Genomic DNA, 21,521 nt, shown 5'->3' with positions numbered 1-21,521 from the left:
CGCAGCCACGGAGCGGGACTGCGGTGCGGGCTACGACGGCATATAAACGTCCATTCCGGAATTGGGTCCGTGAGGAGGCTGAGGAGATGGGAGCCGGGTACGACATCGCCGGGCCCGCTCACCTGCCCTTGGCGCCGGCCTTCGCGGCCTTGGCCGCCAGCTTGGCCGCCGCCTTGGTCTCCTGCTTGTACGCGCGGACCTCGGCGAGCGACTCGGGGCCGGTGATGTCGGCGACCGAGCGGTGCGAGCCGTCCTCCCCGTACGGCCCCGCCGCCTCGCGCCAGCCCGGCGGCCGGACGCCGAACTGCTTGCCCAGCAGCGCCAGGAAGATCTGCGACTTCTGGGTGCCGAAACCGGGCAGGGCGTTCAGCCGCTTCCGGAGCTCGGCGCCGGTGGCGGCGTCGCTCCACACCCTGCTCGCCACACCGTCGTACTGAGCCACCAGGTACTGGCACAGCTGCTGCACCCGCTTGGCCATGGAGCCGGGATAGCGGTGCAACGCGGGTTTGGCGGTGAACAGCTCGACGAACGCCTCGGGGTCGTACACGGCGATCTCATGGGCGTCCAGATCGTCCCCGCCCATCCGCCGCGCCAGGGTGTACGGGCCGGAGAAGGCCCACTCCATCGGCACCTGCTGATCCAGCAGCATGCCCACCAGGGCGGCGAGCGGACTGCGTCCGAGGAGTTCGTCCGCCTCGGGCTGCTGGGCGATCCGGAGGGTGATGTCCTGGCCTTTGTCGCTCTTGGTCATGGCCCGATCATCGCGAGCGCGGGGTGCGACGGCCAGCACCATCACCGCCCGCGGAGCTGTTGGCGGCCGATTGAAGCCGTTTGCCGCTCTTTGTAACCTTTTGGCGTGAGGGCGTCGTCGTCGGAGGGCGCCCGGCTCCCACCGGGCTCGTCGGCCCGAGGGGTGAGCGCCGCCACCGTCTCCTCACGCGCCCGCCGGACGTCGTCGCTGCGCGGCCGGTCCACGAGCCGCCGGGAGGCCACCTCGATCAGCCACCCGCGCGGATTGTCCGGCACCCCCTGCTCCGGCCACTGCCCGGCGGCGGCGAACAGCGCCTCCCGGACCGCGTCCTCGGCCGGGTCGAAGTGCCCGTACCGGCGTACCGGCGCGCCGAGGACCTGCGGGGCGTGCAGCGGCAGCAGGTCCTCGACCTCGCTCGTACGTCTCACACATCGCCCCCGCCGCCCCTCGTGGGCGGCTCTCACAGGGGACGTCGGATCCGGCGGACGGTCCTCGACACCGCGCCGGAAGATTCTCGCGGACACCCGAAAAGGTCCCGGAACGGCCCACACCCGCGCGCCGGCCCGGGACCGCCGTCAGGCCGGCACAGGGGCGGCGGACGGCGCGGCCGTTGCGGACCCCGGATCCGGCTCCGCCGACCGGCGCGCGGTGCGCCGTTCGGCCTGCGGAAGGTGCGCGACGACGTGTGCGTGGAACCGGTCCACGGCGTCGTCGACGCTGCGGATGAAGCCGGATTCGGCGTTGCCGCGCGAGCCGCCCATGCCCTTGAACAGGGAGAGCCGGAATCCGGCGATCCGGCTGCCGTCCTTGGGGAGCATGTCGCCCGGCTCCGGACGGAGGCGTTCCAGGGTGCCGCGCGGACCGCTGTGCCCCTCGACGAGCGTCTCGACGTGGAGGTCGGCGGGTGCCTCCGCCAGCTGCCGCATCAGACGCTTGGCCGAGCTGAGGGGGTACGCCCCCTCCGGCGCCGGGATCTCCACCGAGGTGCGCAGCTTCCCGGTCCGGAGGTCGGCCGTGATCGTGATGGTGCCGGGCGAACCGTCGACGCGCAGTTCGGCGGTCAGCCGGCCGTCCTCGCAGAGCTGGTCGGCGAGGACGGCCCGGCGCGACCGCGGAGTCGTGCCGCGCTGGGTGCGCTGCACGGGAAGGGCCTTCTGGCCCAGTTCGCCCCCGAGCCGCAGGCACACCTGACGGATGAGGCGTTCCCAGCTCTCGATGACCTCGACGGCGCGCGGATCGCCCTGGCTGAGCGTCTCCGTGTCGATGCCGTTCCGTACGGGGACCCATGCGGGCCCCATGTTCTGGAAGCCGTGACAGCCGGAGTTCTCGTGCTGGAGGTAGTGCAGGAGTTCCTGCAACAGCCAGGCGTGAGCGGCGTTCCCGACGCCCTCGTGCCGGATCAGCATGTGTGCCTGGTGGGCCACTTCGGCCCAGGACAGGTGCCAGAGCGCGACCTTGTGCTTGCGCCGCCCGTCGGTCTTGACGTCGACGAGCGGACTGCCCTCCAGAGCAACGTCGTTGGAGAGTGTGATCACTGCCTCGTAACCGCGGCGGGCGGCGATGTCCATGTAGTTCTGGACCTGCTCGGACTTCAGCCCGTTGCCGTTCGTCTTCGTCTCGACGAGGGCGGTCCACAGCTTGCCCGCCCGCTCCACCCGGATCACACCGTCGGGGCGCTTGGGAGTGTCCCCGTGCGGGAGGGAGACCTCGGTGAACGTCTGCATACGGCCGGCCGGAGCGCCGAACGCGGCGGTCAGCCGCCGCCCGAACTCCGGTACCTGCGTCATCACCGACAGCAGTACGGACGTCGCCCGCACCTCCCGCTCCCTGTCGCTCTTGAGCGTCGGGGCGGGGAACAGCCGGGCGGGCCTCCACGCGTCGTTCTCGGCCAGCGACTTCTTGGCCACGGCGGGCAGCGTCACCTTCTTCTTCGCGGTCCGGGGACCGCGCGTGCGCCCGGCCGGTCCCGCAGCCGGCCCGGCACCGCCGTCCTCGGCTTCGCGAACCGGCTGCCGGGGCAGGGGGACGGGCTGTCCGGCGGGCACCGGCGCAGCGGCCTCACCGGTGCGGGGCGAGGAACCTCCCGTGAGATCCCGCACGGTCTGCGGCTCCGCCGTGCCGTCGGGACCGGCACTCCCGTTTCCGCCGCCGTTCTCCTCCTCGTTCTCTCCCTCGTCGTCGACATCGATCCCGAAGTCCGTGGCGAGACCTGCCAGTCCGGTCTCGTACCCCTGGCCGATGGCCCGGTACTTCCACTCCGTGCCGCGCCGGTACAACTCACCGAAGATGAAGGCGCTCTCCACCCCGGCATCGGCGATCGAGAACCCGAGGAGCACCTCTCCGGTGCGGTCGGCGACCGTCATCCGCAGATCGTCCAGTTCACCGAAGCGCGAGCCGCCGTACCGGCTCGCGGCCACCACGAGGCGTTCGACGTCCGCGGGTACGGCGGTCAGGTCGAGGCTGATGCGGTCCTCGCTGCCGCTGTCGGTCGGCGTCTTGCCGAGCAACTGCACACTGCCGTCGGCCGCCGTGGGGTTGTTGTAGTAGAAGAAGTCGGCGTCGGTGCGGACCTTGCCGTTGCCGTCCAGCAGCAGCACGGACACGTCGGCGTCGCCGTCCCCGGCGTTGCTGCTCCAGCTCAGACTCGCGATGACCGATCCGGCCTCGTCGCTCAGGTCCGCGAGGCCGGCGTTGGCCCCCTTGGTCATTTCACGCATGCAGTCCCCCCAGACACGCAGCCGCGTCGGGACGCGCCCTGGCAACGGCGACATGTTGATCCGTGACACAGCGCAATCCGCTGCACACGAGGAGAACGGTAACGCCCGCAAGGGGGAGGCGTGAAGGATTCGTGAACTCCGGATGCGTGCCGTGCCAGGCCCGGGGCATCGGCTTCCGCCCGCCCCGCAGCCCGCACCGCCCGCAGTCGTACGCTCAGGTGCTGAGGAACGGGCGAGTGAGCAGGGGGAGCAGCGGTGGCGTTCGGCAGGAGCAGGAAGACCGAGGAGCCGCCGGTGGAGCCGGTGGCGTGGGCGGATGTCTGTACCTTCGTGGTCAGCAGCGAGGAGAAGCCGGTAACCGTCAAGCGCAAGAAGGGTGTTCGCGGGCCGCGTGCGGTGCGCGTCCCCAAGGGCGGCAAGGAGTTCCGGGTCAACGCCCCCTGCGCGTACCTCGCCCCCGCCTCGCGTGCCGCCGGACCGTCGGCCACCGGCCTCACCCTGTACGAGGACCCGGAGGCGCGGCAGTTGCTGTGTTACGTCGACGAGGCCCGGGACGTGGACGGGGAGCGGCACCACGTGGTCCGCGACGGGCAGGGCGGGGTCCTGGGCACGCTGCGCCGGATACCGCCGCGGCGGCCCTTCCGGCACACCTGGCGCATCGACCAGCCCGGACGCCCCGAGATCGTCGGGCGCAACGAGTGGGCGGCCGGTGACTCCGCGGCGGAAGCCGTCGGACGGGTCGCCGTCAAGGCGGCCATCGGGCTGGTGGGGGCGCTGGCGGACTTCGGTGCGGAGGGCGGCGACGAGCCGTCCGGGCCGCGGACGCTCGAATGGACCGCGGACGGTGAGGTGGTGATGGTCTCCGAGGGCAGCGAGAAGGTCACCGTGAAGGCGGACTGGGTCGACCGGCGGCTGGCGTTCGCCTTCGCGCTCGTGGGCGACCGCTGACGCCGGGGACGACGCGCGACCGCGGCCCTTCCGGCTGCCGCCGTCACACGAAGACGACCACACCCGCGATCAGCACGACGAGCAGTCCGAGGGTGCACCCCACCACACAGCCGGCCTCCGTCGTCCGTTCGCTGAGCCGGTCCCACAGGCGGGGGCGCTCCCGCACGGCCGTCGGCGAGACCGGCGCCTGGGCGGGGACGGGGGCAAGCGGGGACAGGGGCGGCTGCGGGGGCCGGGGAGCCTGGTACGGCGCCGGGGTCTGGGTGATCATGTCCCGCAGGAGCTGTTGCCACAGGACGGGCGGCAGATCGGGCGCGCTGCCGCCCGGAGGGTCGGTGATGCTCTGCCGCAGCCAGTTGCCCGCGGTGGGGTTGCGGTCGCGGCACATGCGGTGCAGCAGCTCCTGGAGATCGCGCAGATAGCGCCCGTCCCGGGCCAGCGGAGCGACGGCCCAGGTGAACAGTGCGGCCGCCCGTTCGGCCAGGAGCGTCCGCGGGACGGACTCCGCGCCCGGCCTGTTCGGCGCGAAGTACAGCCCGTTGCGCAGTACTTCCGCGCACAGCTCGTGGCGCATCGACTCCGTCCGCGACGAGACCCGGCTGAGGCTCCCCAGTTCGTTCAGCAGCAGCTCCACCGCCTCCTGCGGCAGCCCTTCCGACCGCAGTTCGTCCAGCAGTTGCCCGTCGGGGAGGCCGCGCACGCGCTCCGCGAGCACACTGCGTCCGACGGCGTCGTTGCGCCGGTGGGCGCGGAGGACCTCGTGGAGTGCTGTTTCGCCGGCGGGCGGGGGGACGAACGGCCCGCCGGGGTGCGGGGGCTGCGCCGGGACCTGGGGTGCCGGTGGCTCGTACGGGGCGGGTGGCTCGTACGGCGCGGGTGCGGCCGGGCGTTCGGCGGGTGCGGCCGGGGTTTTGGTGAGCAGGTCCGGGCTGTCGGACGGCACGGCCGGACCGGGGGCCGGTTCCTCGTCCGGGGCGCGGTCCGCTTCCGGGTGACGCTGCGGGGGAGCGGCCGCGCGGGTGCCGCGCCGGTGCTCTGCGTCCAGGATCTCCTTGAGCAGGCCGCGCCGCCGCTGCCAGCCCAGTGCCGCACCGTCCCTGAGCAGGTCGGCCAGTTGCGGCACCCCGGGGGCGGCGGCCGGGTGCGCGAGGAGGTGGTCCACCAGCCGGGCGGCCGCCATGTGTTCGAACTTCGGCTCGCCCGCCATCCGCCCCGTGATCCGGGCCAGCGGACCCGAGCCGCCCGCGTCCGGCTCCCAGCGCGACACGCACATCAGGCGCAGCTGATGGTGGTCGGCCGTGTCGTAGGTGGCGAACGTCCACTCCCGGCCCGGCCAGGAACCGAAGAGCCGGTACAGCCCCAGGTACACCAACGGCACGTCGTCCGCGTCGAGTCCGCCCTTCGGGTCCACCTCGTCCGTGAGGAGCGACACCCGCTGCTCCGGATCGCGCAGCCACTCCGCGGCGACCAGGATCAGCGCGCGCCGGACGCTCTCCAGCCGCTTCGTCATGCCGGGCAGCCGCTGGGACACCATGGAGGCGAGCTGGGCGTACTCCACCACCTTCAGCTCCCCCGAAGCCCGCTCGGCGGACTCCCGGCTGCTGCCCCAGCCGCCGTACGCGAGCCCGAGGCACTCCTCGGTCCCCAGGGTCCGCGCGTCACCGATCAGGACGTGACTGACCGTGCTGGGCCGGCCGCCCCGGTCCGTGGTGGGCCAGCGCCGGACGAGCATGACCCGGCCGTCGCCCGACAGGGTGCGCACGACGCTCTGCCGCGGGGCCGCCGTACCGGACACCCACAGCAACGGGCCCAGTTCCCGGCCCAGTTCGTCGGCGAGCTCGGCCGGGCAGGAGTGGGCGACGGCCTTCATGCCGGTGCCCTGGCGGCCCTGGTTGCCCTCCCAGCGGAAGACGGCCTGGTGCACCGGGCCCGGGGCGTCGCCGCGCCGGCCCGCCCGCTGCCCGTCCCGGGCGCCCTGCCCGTCCCGTCCGCGCGGGCCGGCCGGATCCCGGTGAGCGGGCCTCCGGTCCTGGAAGTCGCTCACGTCGTTTCCTCTCCCGGGAACTCACTCGCGTCCGACAGCGGTACCGCTTCCATCGCGGGCGCCTTGCCCACGGCGAACGCCTCCGCGCCGCCGGGTACTTCGATCAGACCGTGCATCGCCAGCACCGACAGCAGCGGCTCCAGCACCCGGCGGGGGCCGGCCCCCGCCGGGTAGCGGCCCTCGGCCTCCTGGCCGCCGGTGGCCGAGGAGACGTGCAGGGTGCACCGGCGGATCGTGTCGAACGGGCGCAGCCACGCCTGTCCGGCGTGCCGGCGCAGCAACGCGTAGACGTCCGCGCTCTCCGCGTGGGTCAGCGCCGGGTCGAGCGAGGTGGGCGCGGCCTCGCCCAGCCACCGGTCGACGGGGGGCTGGAACCGCAGGAGGTCGGCCTTGCCGAGCACCATCGCGGCCGCCACATCCAGGTACGGGCCACTCTTCGGCAGCCGGTCCAGGACGGTGGCGAAGGCGAGATCGCCGTCCCGGTTCACCTCCAGGCCCCAGTGCTGCCTGGCGTGGTCCAGCTGGGGCAGCGGGAGCGCGAGCGCCGGGTCGACGACGAAGACCATCGCGTCGACGCCGAGCAGGAAGCGGAGCGCGGAGTCGGTCCGTACGAGGTCCTCGCCGCCCAGGTCGAAGAAGGCGACCGGGCGCACCTGCCCCCGCGCGTCGGTGATCAGCAGGGACTCCACGAAGCGGGCGAAGCCGTCCAGGCCGACGCCGCTGGTGTGGTCGAGGACCCTGCCGTTGCGCAGCGGCTGCACCCGTTCCCGTACGAACCGCGCGTGCTGATCCGGGTTGACGGACTGCCACTTCAGACCGAACGGCTCCAGGCCGCCGTCGGTGATCGCCGCGATCATCTGGGTCAGCAGATGGCTCTTGCCGGTGGAGGACTGGCCGACCATCGCGACGGTCAGCGGCCGTCCGTACGTCAGATAGGGCACCGGGATGAAGTGCTCGGGGAAGTCCGGATCGGCCGTGCACTTCTGTACGGCGCCGCGCATGACGTCCTGGCGCCGCAAGGGGTTGGCGATGCCCGCGGGGTTCAGCGGCTGGTACTGCATCCTGCTGTCGGTGACGAACAGCGAGCCGAGGTCGAGCTGGATGGTCTCCAGGCAGTACGGGCAGACCACCTCCCCGGTGCCCTGCCCGTCCGGCTCCTCGCGGGGTTCGGGGACGGGCGCCTGCCGTTTGAGGCGCAGCGTCTGCTCGAACGCCTCCCGGTGCGGGCGCGTCTCGTCGGCCGGTACGTCGAGCGCGAGGCGCCGGGAGGTGCCCGGGGCCAGCAGGTCGAGCAGCCGGGCGGGCGTCGGCCGGTCCCGGGCGAGCGGGGCGAAGGCGCCCCGCAGGGTCTCGGCGAGTACCCGGTGCGAGGCGAGGTCGGCGGGCACCCGGTCGGCGGGGCCCGGCCGGCCGGTCACCAGCTGGTAGAGCACCTGGGCGGCGCTCCACACCCCGTCGCGGGGGTCGGCGAGTCCCTCTCCGCGGCGCTGTTCGGGCGAGCAGTAGGGCGTCCGGCCCCACCGGGTCCGCGGCCGCCCGGTGCGGACCACCGCCTCCAGCCCCCAGAGCTGGAGCGAGGTGCCGTCCCACAGCACGGTGCCCGGCGAGATGCCCCGCGGCACCAGGTCCTGGCTGTCCAGCAGGCACAGGGCCACCATCAGGTCGCGGGCGAGGACCCGCTGAGCGGTCGCGGACATCACATGGGTGCGGGCGGCGGCGGCCCCGCGCGGTGGCGCGTACAGCAGGTACGGCTCGGCCGTGTCCAGCTCATGGCCGATGATCCTCGGGAAGAGCGACGCGTACGGCGAACCGTCGAGCACCCGGTGCAGGTGCAGGGCGGTGCCCGCCTCCGTGTCCAGCAGGGCGCGCGCGGCCGGATGCGCGGCGTCGGCGGCGGTCAGGCGCACCTGGACGCACTGCTGGCCCTCGTCGTCGAGGAGGCCGTTGCGGATCAGCTGCGGCAGCTGCGGATCACGCCGGGACCCGCGTGCGCCGAAGCGGACCGGCGCGGTGCGGCGCCGGCCCGAGGGCGTGCTGAACGTGAGCGTGGCCCGCTGCGGGCTCTCCGGATCCGCCAGGTGCGAGTGAGAGGTGCTGGTCACCAGCGGTCGCCGTCCTTTTCCTCGTACTCCAGTGCTTCGTGCTCCAGCCAGTCGGACCCGGGGTCGCGGGGGCTCTGGTAGGGCCGGACGTTCTCCACCACGCCCATGCGCAGCGGGGTGAGCCGGATGAGGCCGGCGTACCGGCCCGACGACGTCCACAGCACGTCCTCCGGCTGGAGCGAACCGCTCGCCAGCCAGGCGGTCTCGACCTCGCCCCGCACGGCCTGCGGGGCGAAGCGGATCCACACCGCCGCCTCGGGGTCGCGGCTGAGCAGCGTGCCCTGCTCGGGTGAGGACAGCTGGACCACGGCCCGGTGGTCGGCCTCCGCGCCGACCAGTTCGGCCACCCCGTGCGGGTCGGTGCCCAGCAGGTTCGCCGAGCCGGTGCGGGTGCGGCGGCCGTCGGCGAACGGGGGTGGCGCCAGTACCCCGTTGCGCCGGAGGTGGCGGCGGGCCGCCGACAGCAGATCGCGTACCCGCTCCTCGGTGCGGCGGACGGCGAGGGCGCCGGTCTGGCCGTGTTCGACGGCGCCCCAGTACGGGGTCATCGCGACCAGGGCGGCGTCCATCAGGTCGTCGGCGAGGGTGGCGACCAGTTCGGAGCCGCCCTCGCCGCTCTCGCGGTCCAGCCAGCGCGGAGTCCCGGCCGTGCGCTCCTCCCACGGGTCGGCGGGCGGGGCGGCGGCGCCCGGACCGTTCGCCGGCTCGTCCCAGGACCGCTCGTCCTGCCAGGCGTAGGCGCTCGCCCAGTCGGCGTCCTCGTCGTCGGACGCGGCGAAGGCGTCGGACTCCAGGGCGGAGGAACTGTCCAGCCAGTCGTCCACGGACGGCGGTTCTGCGCCGGACCCCGCGTGGACCGCGTCCTGCTCGGGACCGGGTACCGCCTCGGCGTCCGCGGCGGCGGCCGTGGCCCGCAGCATCCCGGCGACGGACCGTGCCGCGTCGGCGCAGTACAGCCGCTCCTTCGCCGCCCAGTGCTCACGGACCACGTCGGCCAGCAGGCCGTCGAGCCCGTCCAGGGCCCGGCGGAGCGCCGTCGCCCCCTTGCCCGCGGCCCAGTAGGCGGCCGCCGCGTCCCAGAGCCTGCGTGCCGTCTCCACCGCGAGGACGAGCCCCACCAGCAGCCCGGCGGTGCTCAGCCAGAGCGGGGGGTCCGTCGTGTACGCGACGATCAGCCCGGCCGCGGCGGCGCAGAGTGCCGCGACCCGGGGACCGGTCGACCGGTGACCCGCCGGCTCGTCGCGCAGCCGGGACGCGCTGAGCCCCGCCACCCCGAAGAACACCAGCGGGACGAGGGCCGCGAGCACCGCGAGGGGCCCCTGCCACAGGGCGCCGAGCAGTCCGGCCAGGGCCGCGAGGGCCGTCGCCGTCGGACCGGTGACGAAGTCCGGCATCGGGCCGCCACGCGTCCCGGACCGCCGCGCCACGGCCTCGGCGGAGTGGTCGGCCAGCTTCGGCAGCAGCGCGGAGCCGGGGACCGGTTCCACCCGCCCGGCCAGCCCGGTGAAGCGCTGGGCCACCGCACGCAGGGACATCTTCTGGCCCATCAGCTTCCGGGCGAACTCCCGCAGCCCCTCACCGATCCGCTCGCCCACCCCCTCGGCCGAGGGCACCCGCAGCCCGAGCGCCGCGAGCCGGGCCGCCGCCTCCGCGGCGGAGGGCGCCGTGCCCGAGCCGCCGTCGCTGTGCAGGGCGGTGGTGACGAGCTCCCGGTACGCGTCGAGGGACTCGCGCGCCTGGTCGAGATCGGCCTCGAACGCCTCCCGGTGCGAGGCGCGCAGCAGCCCGGTCAGGGCCCGCAGCCCGGACAGGGTGCTCCGGGCCCGGTCCAGGGCCCGCGCGCACGAGACGTACGCGCTGTCCGCCATCCCGCCCGGTTCCCGGTGCCGCTGGTCGCGTCCTGACCGGCCGGTGGCGAGCCCCCGCAGCGGCTCCGGCAGATCCGCGCCGGACCACGCGGTCACCGGCAGGTCCGGCGCGAGTTCGGTGTCCTCGCCCGCGAACCGGCGGAGCGCGTCGCGCCAGGCCCGGTCACGTACCTCAGGGGGCAGGTCCTGCTCCAGCAGCCGCACCCCGGGTGTGCCGACGGCTTCCGGCAGCGCCCCGAGGTCGTCGAGCACCCTGAGGAAGACGTCCGGAACCGACAGCAGGTCCACCAGGACGGCCAGCGCGTCCGGTGCGTCGGGCGCGGGCTGTTCCAGCGCGGTGCGGGCGGAGCGCAGATCCCCGGCCCACAGCAGGGCGACGCCGGAGGCCCGCAGTATCGAGGGCCTCTCCAGCCGCCGGTCCGGCTGGAACGCGTCGTCCTCGTCGGAGTACGAACCGGGCGCACTGCCCACCAGCAGGACCAGCATCCTGATCTCGCCCACGGCGCGGTAGGTGGTGAGCAGCTCGTACTGCCGCTGGTGGTCCCTCAGCCCGGCCGGGGTGTCGACCACCAGGAACAGCGGGTGATCGGGTTCCGGCAGCCCGGCCAGGCCCAGTTGGCGGGCGACCCTGGCCCGCAGGGGCGCGGCGGCGTCGAGCTCCGCCGCTCCGGTGCGCAGGTCCAGGTGGACGACGTTGGCGACGTCCTCGCGCGTGATCACTCCGCATCACCGTCCAGGGACCTGCGGCGGTAACGGTCGCTGTCGCCGTCGCCCCGGTACGGGCTCCGGTCGCCGGGGTCGTCGTCCCAGGGCGCCGGCCTGCTGCCGGTACGGGGCGCGTCGCCCTCGGAACGGTCCTCCGGCGCACGCCGGGGGCTGCCACCGAACGGGTCGTCGTCCGGGGCCGGCCCCAGGGGGTCGTACGCCTCACGCCGGTCGTACGCCTCGCGCTCGCGCCGGGTGTCGGGCTCGGGTTCGGGTTCGGGTTCTGTGTACCGGGCGTGCTCCGGACGGGAGTTGGGCTTGGCGTACGGGTCGCGTTCCCGCCGCGCGTCGGGTCCGGGTTCGGGTTCGGCGTACGGGTCGCGCACGCGCCGCGCGTCGGGTGCGGGTTCGCGCCCCGCGTGCGCGTCGCGCTCGCGCCCGGTGTCGCGTCCGGGTTCCGCGTACGGGGCGCGTCCCGGCTCCGCGTACGGGTCGCGGGAGCCGTACGCCGCGCCGCCGCCGTCACCGGCGCGGGAGGCCGCGTAGCCGCTGGTGGCACCCGGTGCGGTGCCCCAGTCGTCGTCATCGGCCACGGGACGCCGGGGTTCCGGGAACTCCTTGCGGGCCCGGGGCTCCGGCGTACCGCCGCGCACGTGCTCCAGCAGGGTGCGCAGGGTCGGCTGGACCGCGCGCTGGTCCCCGAACTCGGCGTCCAGCGCGGCCGGCAGCGTCTCCGCCCAGAACTCCCACAGCGGCCGCACCCATCCCTCGACCCGCTCGCCGCCCCGCTCCCTGCGCTCCGCCAGCAGCTCCAGCTGGCGCGGGGCGATCTTCTCGATCAGCTCGACGAAGAGCGGGTGCGGTTCGCTGCCGGTCCTGGCCAGACCCAGCGGCTGGGCGCTCATCAGCCCCTGGCAGTAGTCCTCGACGGTCCGCTCGTCGTCCAGGACGGTCCAGCGCTCGTACGCCCGCAGCAGCTCCGCCCAGCTCGACACACCACCGGGGAAGTCGCCGAGCCGCAGCCGGACCCCGGGCACGCTGCCGCCCGTCTCGGGGAACAGCCGCAGCCGCACCCGGTCCGGCGACGCGGAGTCACCGTCCACGACATCCACCTGGCCGTTCCACATGCAGCACAGCAGCCGGTGCAGGATCGTGCGGCGGTCCTCCTCGCTGCTCACCATCCAGCTGTCGCGGTAACCGAGCCGCTGACGCCAGCGCAGCACGTCCTGGGCCTGCTCGGACTCCTTCGCCCTGGCCCACTGGCGCAGCACCTTGCGGGCCTCCGGCACCTGGGTGAGGCTCATCTCGCTGCGGAACAGGACGACGGTGATCGAGTCGCTCTCCACGCCGCGGAAGTCCACGGAGTTCTTCGCGTCGGCCGGCAGCCGCAGCGTCTTGCCGAGGTACTCCTTCACCTCGTCCACCGCCTGCACCCGCGGATGGGTGACCAGGACCCGCAGCGGCCCGGTGCCCTCCGGGGTGAAGCCCACCGGCAGCAGCCCGGTGAGCTTCCGGCCGAACAGGTCCAGGGCCTCCTTGCTGACCTGGTCCGCGGCGTCCGCGTCGCCCGCCGCGGCGGCCAGCAGGGTGCCCATGGGAGGCAACAGCGGCCGCTCCTCCAGCTGTTCGCCGCTCTCCGCGAACAGCCGGGTGATGCGGCCCTCCAACTGCGCCTTGATGACGGCGACGGCGTTGTCCGGGCTGCGCCGGCTGAGCGCGTGGACATGGCGCCAGGTGTCCCCGTCGATCATCTTGAGCAGCAGCGCGGCCTCGTCGTCGTGCTCGCGCAGCCCCTCCCGGCGGATCAGCCGGGTGACCAGGTCCTCGTAGAAGTGGTTGAGGGTGCGCTGGGGCGGCAGCAGGTACGAGATCCCGGTGCGGTCCTCGTACAGTTCGAGGCCCTTCTGCGCGGAGACCTTGCGCTCCTGGTCGGAGTGCTTGCGGAAGGCGTTCACCAGGCGGCCCAGATCGGTCCCCGCGGTGTCCGCGTGGGACTGCCAGCGCTGCTGCTGCTCCCGCCAGGCCTCGTGCCAGACGGTGCGGCTGCGCCACTGGTACCAGCTGTCCTGTGCCCGGAGCGCGGCCTGCACGTCGTCGTCGCCCCAACGGGCCGGGGACATCCCCGCCAGCCGGCCCTTGATCCGCGGGTTCTTGGGCGGCTGCTCCGTCACTCCCGGCGGGCGCTGGGGGGCGCCGGCCCGGCTGTTGAGCATGCCGAGGAACCCGAGCCGGGCGATCTGCTCGTCGCTCTTGGGGATGCCCCGCACGACGCGCTCGGCGAGGAAGGGGTCCACGGTCTGGAGGAGCTTGTCGATGGCGGGGCGCGGCGAGAACCGGTCGGCCATCGAGGCGGCCTGGCGGTCGGCCTTGGACTGGAGGTCGGACAGCAGCCGCTGCATGTCCGCGCTCCGCTCGGCCAGCGCCTGCTCGATGGCCTTGCTGCCGCGCGGCAGCGGATCGGGCTCCGGCACGTCCAACTGCTTGCGCTCCCACAGCTCTTCGAGCTGGGAGTCGGTGAACAGCTGCCGGATCATCGGTACGGCGCTGTCCCGCAGCGCGGCGCGCGGCCGTTCCGCCAGCTCGGTGACCGCCTTGCGCAGCAGCCGGCCGGCCACCAGGTCGGCGAGCTGGTCCATCGGCGCGGTCATGGAGGCCACCAGGCTGGTGGAGACGCCCTGTCTGCCGATCCCGGTCGGGGACACGGCGCTGCGCTGCACCCCCCGGTTGATGAAGCTCGCGGCGAACGTCTGGAAGTCGTCGTCGGCCGCCGTCGACCGCCCCCGGGAGCGCCCGTCGCCCAGCTCGGTGCCGATCAGCGACATCACCAGGGAGACGATGGAGCGGCGCAGGTCGTCCTGGCGGATGCCCGCGGTCGGGCTGAACAGGAACGCGGTGGGCAGAATGCCGGTCCGCAGCCGGATCGGCGTCATGCCCGGATAGCGGATGCCGAGCCCGGGGCTGTGGTCCAGGTCGCCGATCTCCTCCCCTTCCGTCGGCGCGTTCTGCCCGTCCACCAGCCGGAACAGGTCGACCAGGGCGCGGGCCGCGTTGAGCTCCGCCTCCCGGCCGCCACCGCCGGACGAGGAGAACGAGGACGGCATCACGACCAGCGGGTAGATCTTCACCCCGTCGAAACGGCGCAGCTGGAACGCGTAGTTGATCAGGTGGAGGTAGTCCAGGAAGATCCCCGCGCCGGTGCCCCCGGCCACGGAGAACGCGACGAACACATCGCAGCCGGTGGCCTTGCCGCCGCCGAGTTCGCTCAGCTCACCGGCGGACCTGGCGATCGCGTCGATCGCCTGGAGCAGGGGTTCCAGGACCGGGGCGAGGCTGTGCCTGAGCGTCGCGAAGAGAGCGGCCCGGCCGACGGTGGGCAGTTGGCCGGCGCCGTTGTGGAGCGGGGTGACCTTCGGTTCGTCGATGCGCGGCGGCAGCCAGTCGGAGACCTCCTCGCGCAGGCTCGCCCGCAGCATCTTGGTCACTTCGGGCGAACTGTCGAAGTTGGGCAGCAGGTTGTGGGTGGCCCGGGAGGTGCGGGAGTACGCGGCCCGCAGCGACGGGTCCACGTTGAACTGCGGCAGCCGCTGGAGGTCGGACTCGCTGTAGTCCGCGTACACGAACTGGAGGCAGTCCGGCAGTTGGTAGGGGGCGTGGCCGCCCAGGTGGCTGAGCGCGACACCGTCGGGACCGCACAGTTCGGTGCGCAGCTTGCGCTCCAGTTCCGCGCCGACCAGACCACCGGTGCCGCCCAGTCCGACGAAGAGCATCGGCTGGAAGATTTTCATGGGTTCCTCCCGCTTACGGCCGTCACGACGGCCGGTTCGTCCTCTGTGCGTCCATGGGGTTCCCGCGGCCGGGACGGGGTTCCGGCGCGCCGGCCCGCCCCGCGCGTCACAGGTAGGTCTCGTCGTAGGTGCTCGCGCTCCCGTTCGCGGCGGGCGGCACGGAGCCGTCCGCGGAGGCGCTCTCCGCCGGAGCGCCGAGGGCCAGGCTCAGCGTGTCCGTGAGCGGGACCCGGCCCTGGACGGGCAGCCTGGTCCGCCCGCCGCCGCGCTTGCGCAGCACGGCCCCGCCCTCCGGGCTGCGCTGGACGGCGTACGGGCCGCGGTCGCGGCGTTCGATGCGCGGGCTGCGATGGGGCTCCACGACGACGAACTCGTACCACTGCTGCTTGTTCCCGTGCCTGGCCGGGTGCTCGCTGAGGATGTCGCCGTCCTCGGAGACCAGTTGGAGCAGAAGGCCGTACGGGTCCCGGCGCCCGCGGCGCAGCCTGCGCCAGGCCAGTACCGCCACGGCGGCGAGCGCGAGGAGCACGGCGCCGGCCATGAACGCCCACCAGTAGGTGTCCCAGATCCCGGGCTCCGGCGTCACCCGCACCGACAGCGGGGACCGCACCAGCGCGCGGTGGGAGTCCGTGGCGTCGACGACGGTCAGGGTGCCGCCCAACCGGAGCCCGTCGTCCCCGAGCCGGGACCCGAAGACGTCCGCGGGGGCGACCTCGACGCTCACCTTCCGGGTGCCGGACTCGCCGGGCTTCAGCACGATCTCCGCCGGGGTGACCGTGAGCATGGCCCGGCCGATGTCGGCGACGGACAGCCGCAGGGTGTGCGGGGCGTCGCTGGTGTTGTGGACGGCCAGGGTGCCGTCGACCGAGGCGCCGGGATGGACCTCGGCGGTGGGCAGGGTGAGCGCGGCGACGACGTCCGGCTCGCCCGGCGGGACCGTGCCGGCCTCGCTGCGGACGTCGGCGGTGAGCCCCGAGGCCGTCAGGGTGCCGGTCACCTTCAGTGCCCCGTCGGCCGCCTCCGGGACCCGCACGGTCCCGGTGAAGGAGCCGTCGCCCTTCTCGGGGTCGGCTCCGGTGCCGTCGTCGGTGAGGTCCAGTTCCAGCGGCTCGAAACCGTCCCCCGTCAGCTCGCTCCGTACCCGCAGACCTTCGTAGTCGCGCGGATCCTTGATCTCGTAGCCCTCGCGGGTCTGGAGCCGCAGCGACACCTTGGTCTTCTGTCCGGCCTGCGGCGACGGCGGGTCCATCGTGATCGCCCCGCGCAGCTCGCCGTGCCAGAGCACGCTGACGCCGACGGGCAGCGAACGGTGCCCCTCGGGCGCCTCGACCTTCACCTTCCAGATGCCGGGCACCGGGTCGGTGATCTTCAGGGCCTCGACGGTGCCGCCGGCACCCGCCAGCTCGAACCTCGACCTGCGGTACGTCCCCGAGGTGGGCACCTTGTGGCCGCTCGGGTCGAAATAGGTCGCCGTCACCTCGGGATCACCCTTGTCGACCACGATGCTGCCCACGGTCGCCAGCGGCGAGACGCCGATCTCCAGTGTGGTGGGCGGCCGGTCGCTGGGGCCCCGGCTGTAGCGCAGGCAGTGGGCCGCGGCGAAGATCTTCTCCAGCATCGGGCCGACGTCCTTCGCCCCGGAGACCTTGCCGGCCCGCGGGCGCGCGGAGGGCAGTTCGACACAGCCCTTCTGGTAGCCGCCGGCCGCCATCCGGTCGAGCTGCGCCTTGTCCGGGGCGGAGCCGAAGCCCAGCGGCCAGACCTGGACCTGCTGGGCGGCGGCTTCCTTGAGCGCCGCGGTCAGCTGCCGCTCGCCCTCGGCCGCGCGGTGCGCCTCGCCGCCGTACTTCTCGCTGTCCGTGACGTCCATCCGGCCGTCGGTGAGGAGGAACAGCACGCGGGGCACCGACGGGTCGGTGCCGGCGCTCAGATCGTGCACGCCCTGGCGTATCGCGCTCGGGAAGTCCGTACCGGTGCCCTCGCTCCTCTTGCGGCTGCGCAGCCTGCCGACGCACGCGCCGATCGACTCGCGCCCTGCCGCGTCGAGTTCGGTGCGCGGGCACACCGGGTCCACCGCCCGCTGGTCGCCGGTCTCCGCGGCGGCGAAACCGAAGACGGTGACGTGCGAGGACGCGGAGACGTCACCGATCGCGATCCGCGACGCGGCGGCCTTCTCCGCCTTCATGTCCGCGGGCGCGAGGCTGGCGGACTCGTCCACGCCGACCGCGTAGTTGACGGCGGCGGAGGCCGGTTCGGACGACGCCGCCACCACCGGATCATGACTGGCGGGCGACAACAGGGACGCGAGCACGGCGGCGCCGCCCAGCGCGGAGACCGCCGCCCGGCGCAACCGGCCCCTTCCTGTCCGCCGTCCTGCCCTGACTCTTCCCACGGCCGTCCCCTTATTGAGTCTCTGTGGTTCTGTGTGGTGTGCGGTGTGACGCGCACGCGGCTGCCGCTCAGCGCGCGATCAGGCTCCAGCCCATGGCCAGCGCCGCCGCCGGGGCCAGCGTGCCGACGCCCCAGCGGATGGCCCGGTACTTGCGGGCCAGGATCGAGCTGACGTCCACCGCCTGGATGAGCAGCCACCGGGCCGGGTCGCGCCCGGCGTCGGCGACCTCCGCGGACAGCCGGACCAGGTCGTACGGGGCGAGCAGATCGCCGAAGTACGTCACCCCGCGCCCGCTGCGCACGGTGCCGGTACGCGGCATGAGCGCCCGGACCAGCGCGGTCACCGCGACGATCCAGAGCACCCCCGCGACGATCAGCGCTGCGTCGGCGGGCCCGTGCCAGTCGGGCGCCCCGTGCCGCCCGATCAGGAAGGCCGGCAGCGCCAGTGCCCCGGAGAGGAGCACCGCCGCCTTGGAGTCGGCCCGGCCGAGGTCCTCCCTGACCGTGTTGAGCAGCCGTTCGGCGATGCGTTCCCCCGTCCGGTCGTCGCCGTGCGGCCCCCCGCCCTGCACGGTGACGACCGGATCGGGGGAGGTCCGTGCCCCGCCGTCGGCGGTCATCAGCCCTCCTCCGCCCAGGACCATCCGTCGTCCGCGTCGCGGCTGCGGCTGCGGCGGCGCGGGCGCTCCGGCGTCTCGTCCTCCGGCTCCCTCGGGCCGGGCCGGCGGCCCGGCCCGGCGGGCGGTTCGTCCGCCAGCCAGTCGGGGGCGTACGGCTCCGGCGCCGCGGGCTCCAGCTGCGGGGGCCTGCGGTGGGCGGGCAGCGAGCCGACGGGTCCCTGCACGGGCCGGCGGCCCCGGTTGAGGAGGGCGAGCGCCTGTGTCTCCAGGTCGTTGGACTGGATCTGGCCGCTGTCGACCATGTCGAAGAGCCGCTCGACGCGGTCCTTCTCGTCCTGCCTGCCCTCCTGGCGGATCTTCTCCAGGAAGTCCTTGGCCGCCTCGGGCTGGGCCGCCAGCATGTAGCTGAGCTGGTCCAGTTCCCCGCCCTGCAACATGGCGCGGAACCTCTCCTGGTGCACCCGGGTCACCTCGGCCGAGTCACGCGCCTCCCGGATGTCGTCCATGTGCGTGATCGTCCGGTCGTCCACCCGCAGCCTGACGTACAGCCGTACCCGCAGGCCGACATCGGCGCCCAGGTCGTCCCAGCGCCCGCCGGCGCAGTGACCGGTGATGGCGCGGTTGGCCTGTTCGGCCTCGGCCACCGGGAAGTCCGACGACACCTCGCGCAGCCGCTCCAGGATCGGGGCGGTGAGCCGCTTGGCGACATCGGTCACCACCTCGGTGGCGGCCAGGTGCGGATCGGTCACGGTCCAGTGGATGTCGACCTCGGCCTTGAAGAACGAGGCACCGCCCTTGGCGGGCAGCTCCATCTGGAGCGTCGTCCCATAGGTGCCGAGCGCGATCTCGCACACGGTGTGCGGCCGGGCCAGCGCCCGCTTGTCGTAGTGCTCGACCCCGGAGACGGTGGCCACGCTGTAGCCGCCGTTCCGGTAGAACAGCACCGATGCCGTCCGCGCACTCGCCTGCCGGAACGGGCCGGTGGGCGCGTACTCCCGCAGGAGCGGACCCGCGGGTGCCGGGCCGTCGTCCTCAGCCATTTCTCTCCTCCTCGCCCTTCCGGCCCCGCGCCGGTACGGCGAGCCACCACAGGGCCCGCGCCTGCGCGTCGGGGAGCCGGTTCTCGGGATCGTTCATCATGCGGCGCAGCAGCCAGTCCAGCCGCCGCCTGTCCTGCTCCTCGGCCATGAGCACGGGCAGCAGTGCCGCCAGGCCCGGCCGCGCCCCCTCGGAGCCGTTCTTGCGCACGGCCGAGCGCAGCAGGGACTCCAGGGCGTCCATGGCCACGTCCCTCGACCGTGCGGTGTTCAGGGCCGTCCACATCAAGTCGGCCATCGGGCGCACCAGTTCGGGACGCGAGGCGGCGAGGGCGAGCGCCAGCGGGCGGTCGCCGCGTTCCCCGAGCGGGGAGACGGAGGTGTCGAACAGCACCTCGTCCACCGAGGTGAGCATCAGGCGGACGGTGGTCACCAGACCGAGGTCCTGGTACGTCACGTACTTGTGGTGCGTCCAGTCGTTCATCCGCCGCAGCACCCGGGCGCCGTCCGGGAGGGCCAGCAGGCGTACGACGTTGAGCGAGGCGACGGCCATCTGCTCGCCCTCGTTCCGGACCCCGATCCGGGCCAGGGCGTCCAGGGAGGCGTCCGTGGTGGCCGCGGCGTTCCCGTACCCGAGGGCCATCGCCGCGGACCAGCGCAGCGCGTTCGTCCCGCTTTTGACCCAGTCGTCGACCAGCTTGCGCACCGCCTTGCGGTGCGAGGCGTGGCCGGCCGCCTGGTCCATCATGGTCGCCGCGAAGAACCTGCGGCGCGGCGTGGACGCCTCGGCCAGCGGCCGTACCAGCTCCGCGTATCCGTGGTCGAAGTCCTGTACGCACAGTTCCCCGGCGGCGACCGCCGCGCGCATCCACACCTGGGGGCGCGGGTCGTCCGCCAGCAGCCGCAGCCAGCGCACGACCGGCGCGCGGGCGGGGAAGTGCCGGTCCCACACCTCGGTCAGCACCGCGGCGGGCAGGGCGGAGCCCCGGTACCAGATCAGCCGCGCAGCCACGTCGACCCCGGCCACCTCCACCAGTCCGCTCTTCAACTCGGCGCGGGACAGGGCCAGATCGGAGTCCGGATCGTCGCAGAACAGCGGCCGGGCCGGGGCGTTGTCCGGGTCGCACTGCACGGACAGTTCCCACGTCAGCAGGTGGGCCGCGGAAGCCACGGCGCTGTGCGAGGCGCCGCCCAGCACGGCGAGTGCGATACGGAACGCGACCGGGTGGAACAGCACCGCGGCCTGCCCCGTGCTCTTCTCCGTGGCGGCCGGGAGCGCGGCGAGTGCCCGGTCCACCCCGGCGAACCACTCCTGGGCCTGGCCGGCGGCCAGGCTCCGACAGCCGGTCAGCAACTCCTCGTAGGAGACGGTCTCCAGCACGTGCCCGGCCAGCAGCGAGGCGAACAACTCGGCCTCGACGGGGCGCAGATCAGTGAGCCCGACCGCGTCCCGTACCTCCTCGCGCTCCGCCAGTTCCTCCGCACGCGCCAGCAGTTCGGCCGTCGGCGGGCCGTCGGCGGCGGCCGCGTCGGGCCGCTCCTCCAGCCGCTCCCGGAGCCGGGTGGCGAGGAGCTCCCGGGTGGGCGCGGGCGGGCAGAGCATCCCGTACCGCCCGGCCAGCAGCGGGTTCGCCGCCGACCCGAGCGTCACCACGATCACGGCGAAGGCCCGGCAGGCGGCCAGGGCCGCGGCGAGCCGGTCCAGGCCGATCTCGTCCGGCGGCAGGACCCCGGGCCCGGTGACGGAGAGCTCCAGCAGATACCCGGTGCCGCGCCGCACCTCCGCGCCGCCCAGGGAGTCGGCCAGCTGCCGCACCCCGTCGTCCGGGTCGACCCGCCACACCCGGGAGTCCGCAGCGGGGTCGGTATCCGTGTCCGCGTCCGCCTCCGGCTCCGTCCTCCTGTTCGCCTCCGCCACCGCGAAGTTGGTGACGTCGTCGAGGAGCGAGAGCGCCGTGCTGGTACGGCCCGTGCCGGGTGCGGCGCCGAGGACCAGCAGCCGGCGTGCGCCGAGCGCGTTGCGCAGCCCCACGTACCCCTCGGGTGCCACATGGGCCCGGCGGAGCTCGCGCAGCTCATCGGCGGGCACGGGTCCGCTGCGCATACCCGCGCCCGACCGGCGCGCGTCCATCTGCAGGTACGTGTCGCCGATCTGGACACGGCCGATGCGCGGGCGGTCGAAGGTGTGCAGGTCCCGGCCGGTGGTGAAGATCAGCCGGGCGTCGCCGTGGGCGCGTGAGGCGGCGGCGAGACTGGTGGGGCCGTCCTCGCTCTCCTCCTCGGCGAGCGGGTCGCGGGTGTGTTCCCTGAACCGCCCGGCGGCGCGCTCCCGTTCCGACTCCTTGTCGTCCGCCTCGCTGTCGGCGGACTCCCCGTCGCCGTCGGCCTTCCCCTCGTCGGACGAGGGCTTGCCGCCCCTGCCCTTCTCGCCGCCCTTCTCCTTCTCCCTGTCCTTCTCCTTTTCCCTGTCCCGGCCGCCGTCCTTGTCCTTGTCGGCGGCCTCGGGGGGAGCGTCGTCCGGGGGACCGCCCGCGTGCTCCTCGTCGCTCATGC

At 73.9% G+C, this 21,521-nt stretch carries 11 protein-coding genes and 1 pseudogene; 1 reads left to right on the top strand and 11 read right to left on the bottom strand.

Annotated features, from left to right (window positions below):
- Positions 1-118: 118 nt before the first annotated feature.
- The 3 genes and pseudogenes from ACIO3R_RS31955 to ACIO3R_RS31945 form a co-directional block, all read right to left on the bottom strand.
- Positions 119-751, bottom strand: a complete 633-nt coding sequence (locus tag ACIO3R_RS31955; RefSeq protein WP_385348160.1) for an HhH-GPD-type base excision DNA repair protein — start codon at positions 749-751, stop codon at positions 119-121.
- A gap of 104 nt (positions 752-855) precedes the next feature.
- A pseudogene (locus ACIO3R_RS31950) lies at positions 856-1,179 on the bottom strand (sigma factor); the annotation flags it as partial.
- Positions 1,180-1,326: 147 nt separating this feature from the next.
- Positions 1,327-3,459 carry a TerD family protein gene (locus ACIO3R_RS31945; protein ID WP_402110542.1) on the bottom strand — a complete coding sequence of 711 codons (2,133 nt, stop codon included), beginning with the start codon at positions 3,457-3,459 and terminating at the stop codon, positions 1,327-1,329.
- Between the two features lie 264 nt (positions 3,460-3,723).
- Here ACIO3R_RS31945 and ACIO3R_RS31940 point away from each other — a divergent pair, with 264 nt between their 5' ends.
- A complete protein-coding gene (locus ACIO3R_RS31940; RefSeq protein WP_402110498.1) occupies positions 3,724-4,416 on the top strand; it encodes a hypothetical protein in 693 nt (230 codons plus the stop codon).
- 43 nt (positions 4,417-4,459) lie between these two features.
- Here ACIO3R_RS31940 and ACIO3R_RS31935 read toward each other — a convergent pair whose 3' ends face one another.
- From ACIO3R_RS31935 to ACIO3R_RS31900, 8 genes are all read right to left on the bottom strand, one after another.
- Complete coding sequence (locus tag ACIO3R_RS31935) at positions 4,460-6,460, bottom strand: hypothetical protein (RefSeq protein WP_402110496.1); 2,001 nt, start codon at positions 6,458-6,460, stop codon at positions 4,460-4,462.
- Positions 6,457-8,562, bottom strand: a complete 2,106-nt coding sequence (locus tag ACIO3R_RS31930) for a hypothetical protein (RefSeq protein ID WP_402110494.1) — start codon at positions 8,560-8,562, stop codon at positions 6,457-6,459. Before ACIO3R_RS31930 ends, ACIO3R_RS31935 begins: the two co-directional genes overlap by 4 nt.
- Entirely contained in the window at positions 8,559-11,150 is a 2,592-nt protein-coding gene (locus tag ACIO3R_RS31925) for a hypothetical protein (RefSeq protein ID WP_402110493.1), read from the bottom strand. Before ACIO3R_RS31925 ends, ACIO3R_RS31930 begins: the two co-directional genes overlap by 4 nt.
- Entirely contained in the window at positions 11,147-14,920 is a 3,774-nt protein-coding gene (locus tag ACIO3R_RS31920; RefSeq protein WP_402110491.1) for a tubulin-like doman-containing protein, read from the bottom strand. The genes ACIO3R_RS31925 and ACIO3R_RS31920 overlap by 4 nt, the downstream gene beginning before the upstream one ends.
- 106 nt (positions 14,921-15,026) lie before the next feature.
- On the bottom strand, positions 15,027-17,270 hold the full coding sequence (locus ACIO3R_RS31915) for a VWA domain-containing protein (RefSeq protein WP_402110489.1): 2,244 nt from the start codon (positions 17,268-17,270) through the stop codon (positions 15,027-15,029).
- A gap of 109 nt (positions 17,271-17,379) precedes the next feature.
- Positions 17,380-17,931, bottom strand: coding sequence for a Pycsar system effector family protein (locus ACIO3R_RS31910; protein ID WP_402110487.1), 552 nt, complete (start codon positions 17,929-17,931; stop codon positions 17,380-17,382).
- Complete coding sequence (locus ACIO3R_RS31905; protein WP_402110486.1) at positions 17,931-18,971, bottom strand: hypothetical protein; 1,041 nt, start codon at positions 18,969-18,971, stop codon at positions 17,931-17,933. Before ACIO3R_RS31905 ends, ACIO3R_RS31910 begins: the two co-directional genes overlap by 1 nt.
- The gene (locus ACIO3R_RS31900) at positions 18,964-21,519 is read right to left on the bottom strand and encodes a hypothetical protein (protein WP_402110484.1); all 2,556 of its coding nucleotides are present in this window, start codon (positions 21,517-21,519) and stop codon (positions 18,964-18,966) included. Before ACIO3R_RS31900 ends, ACIO3R_RS31905 begins: the two co-directional genes overlap by 8 nt.
- Between the last annotated feature and the right edge of the window lie 2 nt (positions 21,520-21,521).

The sequence above is a fragment of the Streptomyces sp. NPDC087428 genome (assembly GCF_044744085.1).
In the GTDB taxonomy this organism is placed as follows: domain Bacteria; phylum Actinomycetota; class Actinomycetes; order Streptomycetales; family Streptomycetaceae; genus Streptomyces.
Note: the sequence above shows the minus strand (reverse complement) of the source record. Positions and strands in the feature narration are given on the sequence as shown.

Excerpts from the sequence above, each read along its gene's own strand:
- ACIO3R_RS31955 (WP_385348160.1), bottom strand. The coding sequence starts at position 751 with ATGACCAAGAGCGACAAAGGCCAGGACATCACCCTCCGGATCGCCCAG.
- ACIO3R_RS31945 (WP_402110542.1), bottom strand. The coding sequence starts at position 3,459 with ATGACCAAGGGGGCCAACGCCGGCCTCGCGGACCTGAGCGACGAGGCC.
- ACIO3R_RS31920 (WP_402110491.1), bottom strand. The coding sequence starts at position 14,920 with ATGAAAATCTTCCAGCCGATGCTCTTCGTCGGACTGGGCGGCACCGGT.
- ACIO3R_RS31910 (WP_402110487.1), bottom strand. The coding sequence starts at position 17,931 with ATGACCGCCGACGGCGGGGCACGGACCTCCCCCGATCCGGTCGTCACC.
- ACIO3R_RS31905 (WP_402110486.1), bottom strand. The coding sequence starts at position 18,971 with ATGGCTGAGGACGACGGCCCGGCACCCGCGGGTCCGCTCCTGCGGGAG.
- ACIO3R_RS31900 (WP_402110484.1), bottom strand. The coding sequence starts at position 21,519 with ATGAGCGACGAGGAGCACGCGGGCGGTCCCCCGGACGACGCTCCCCCC.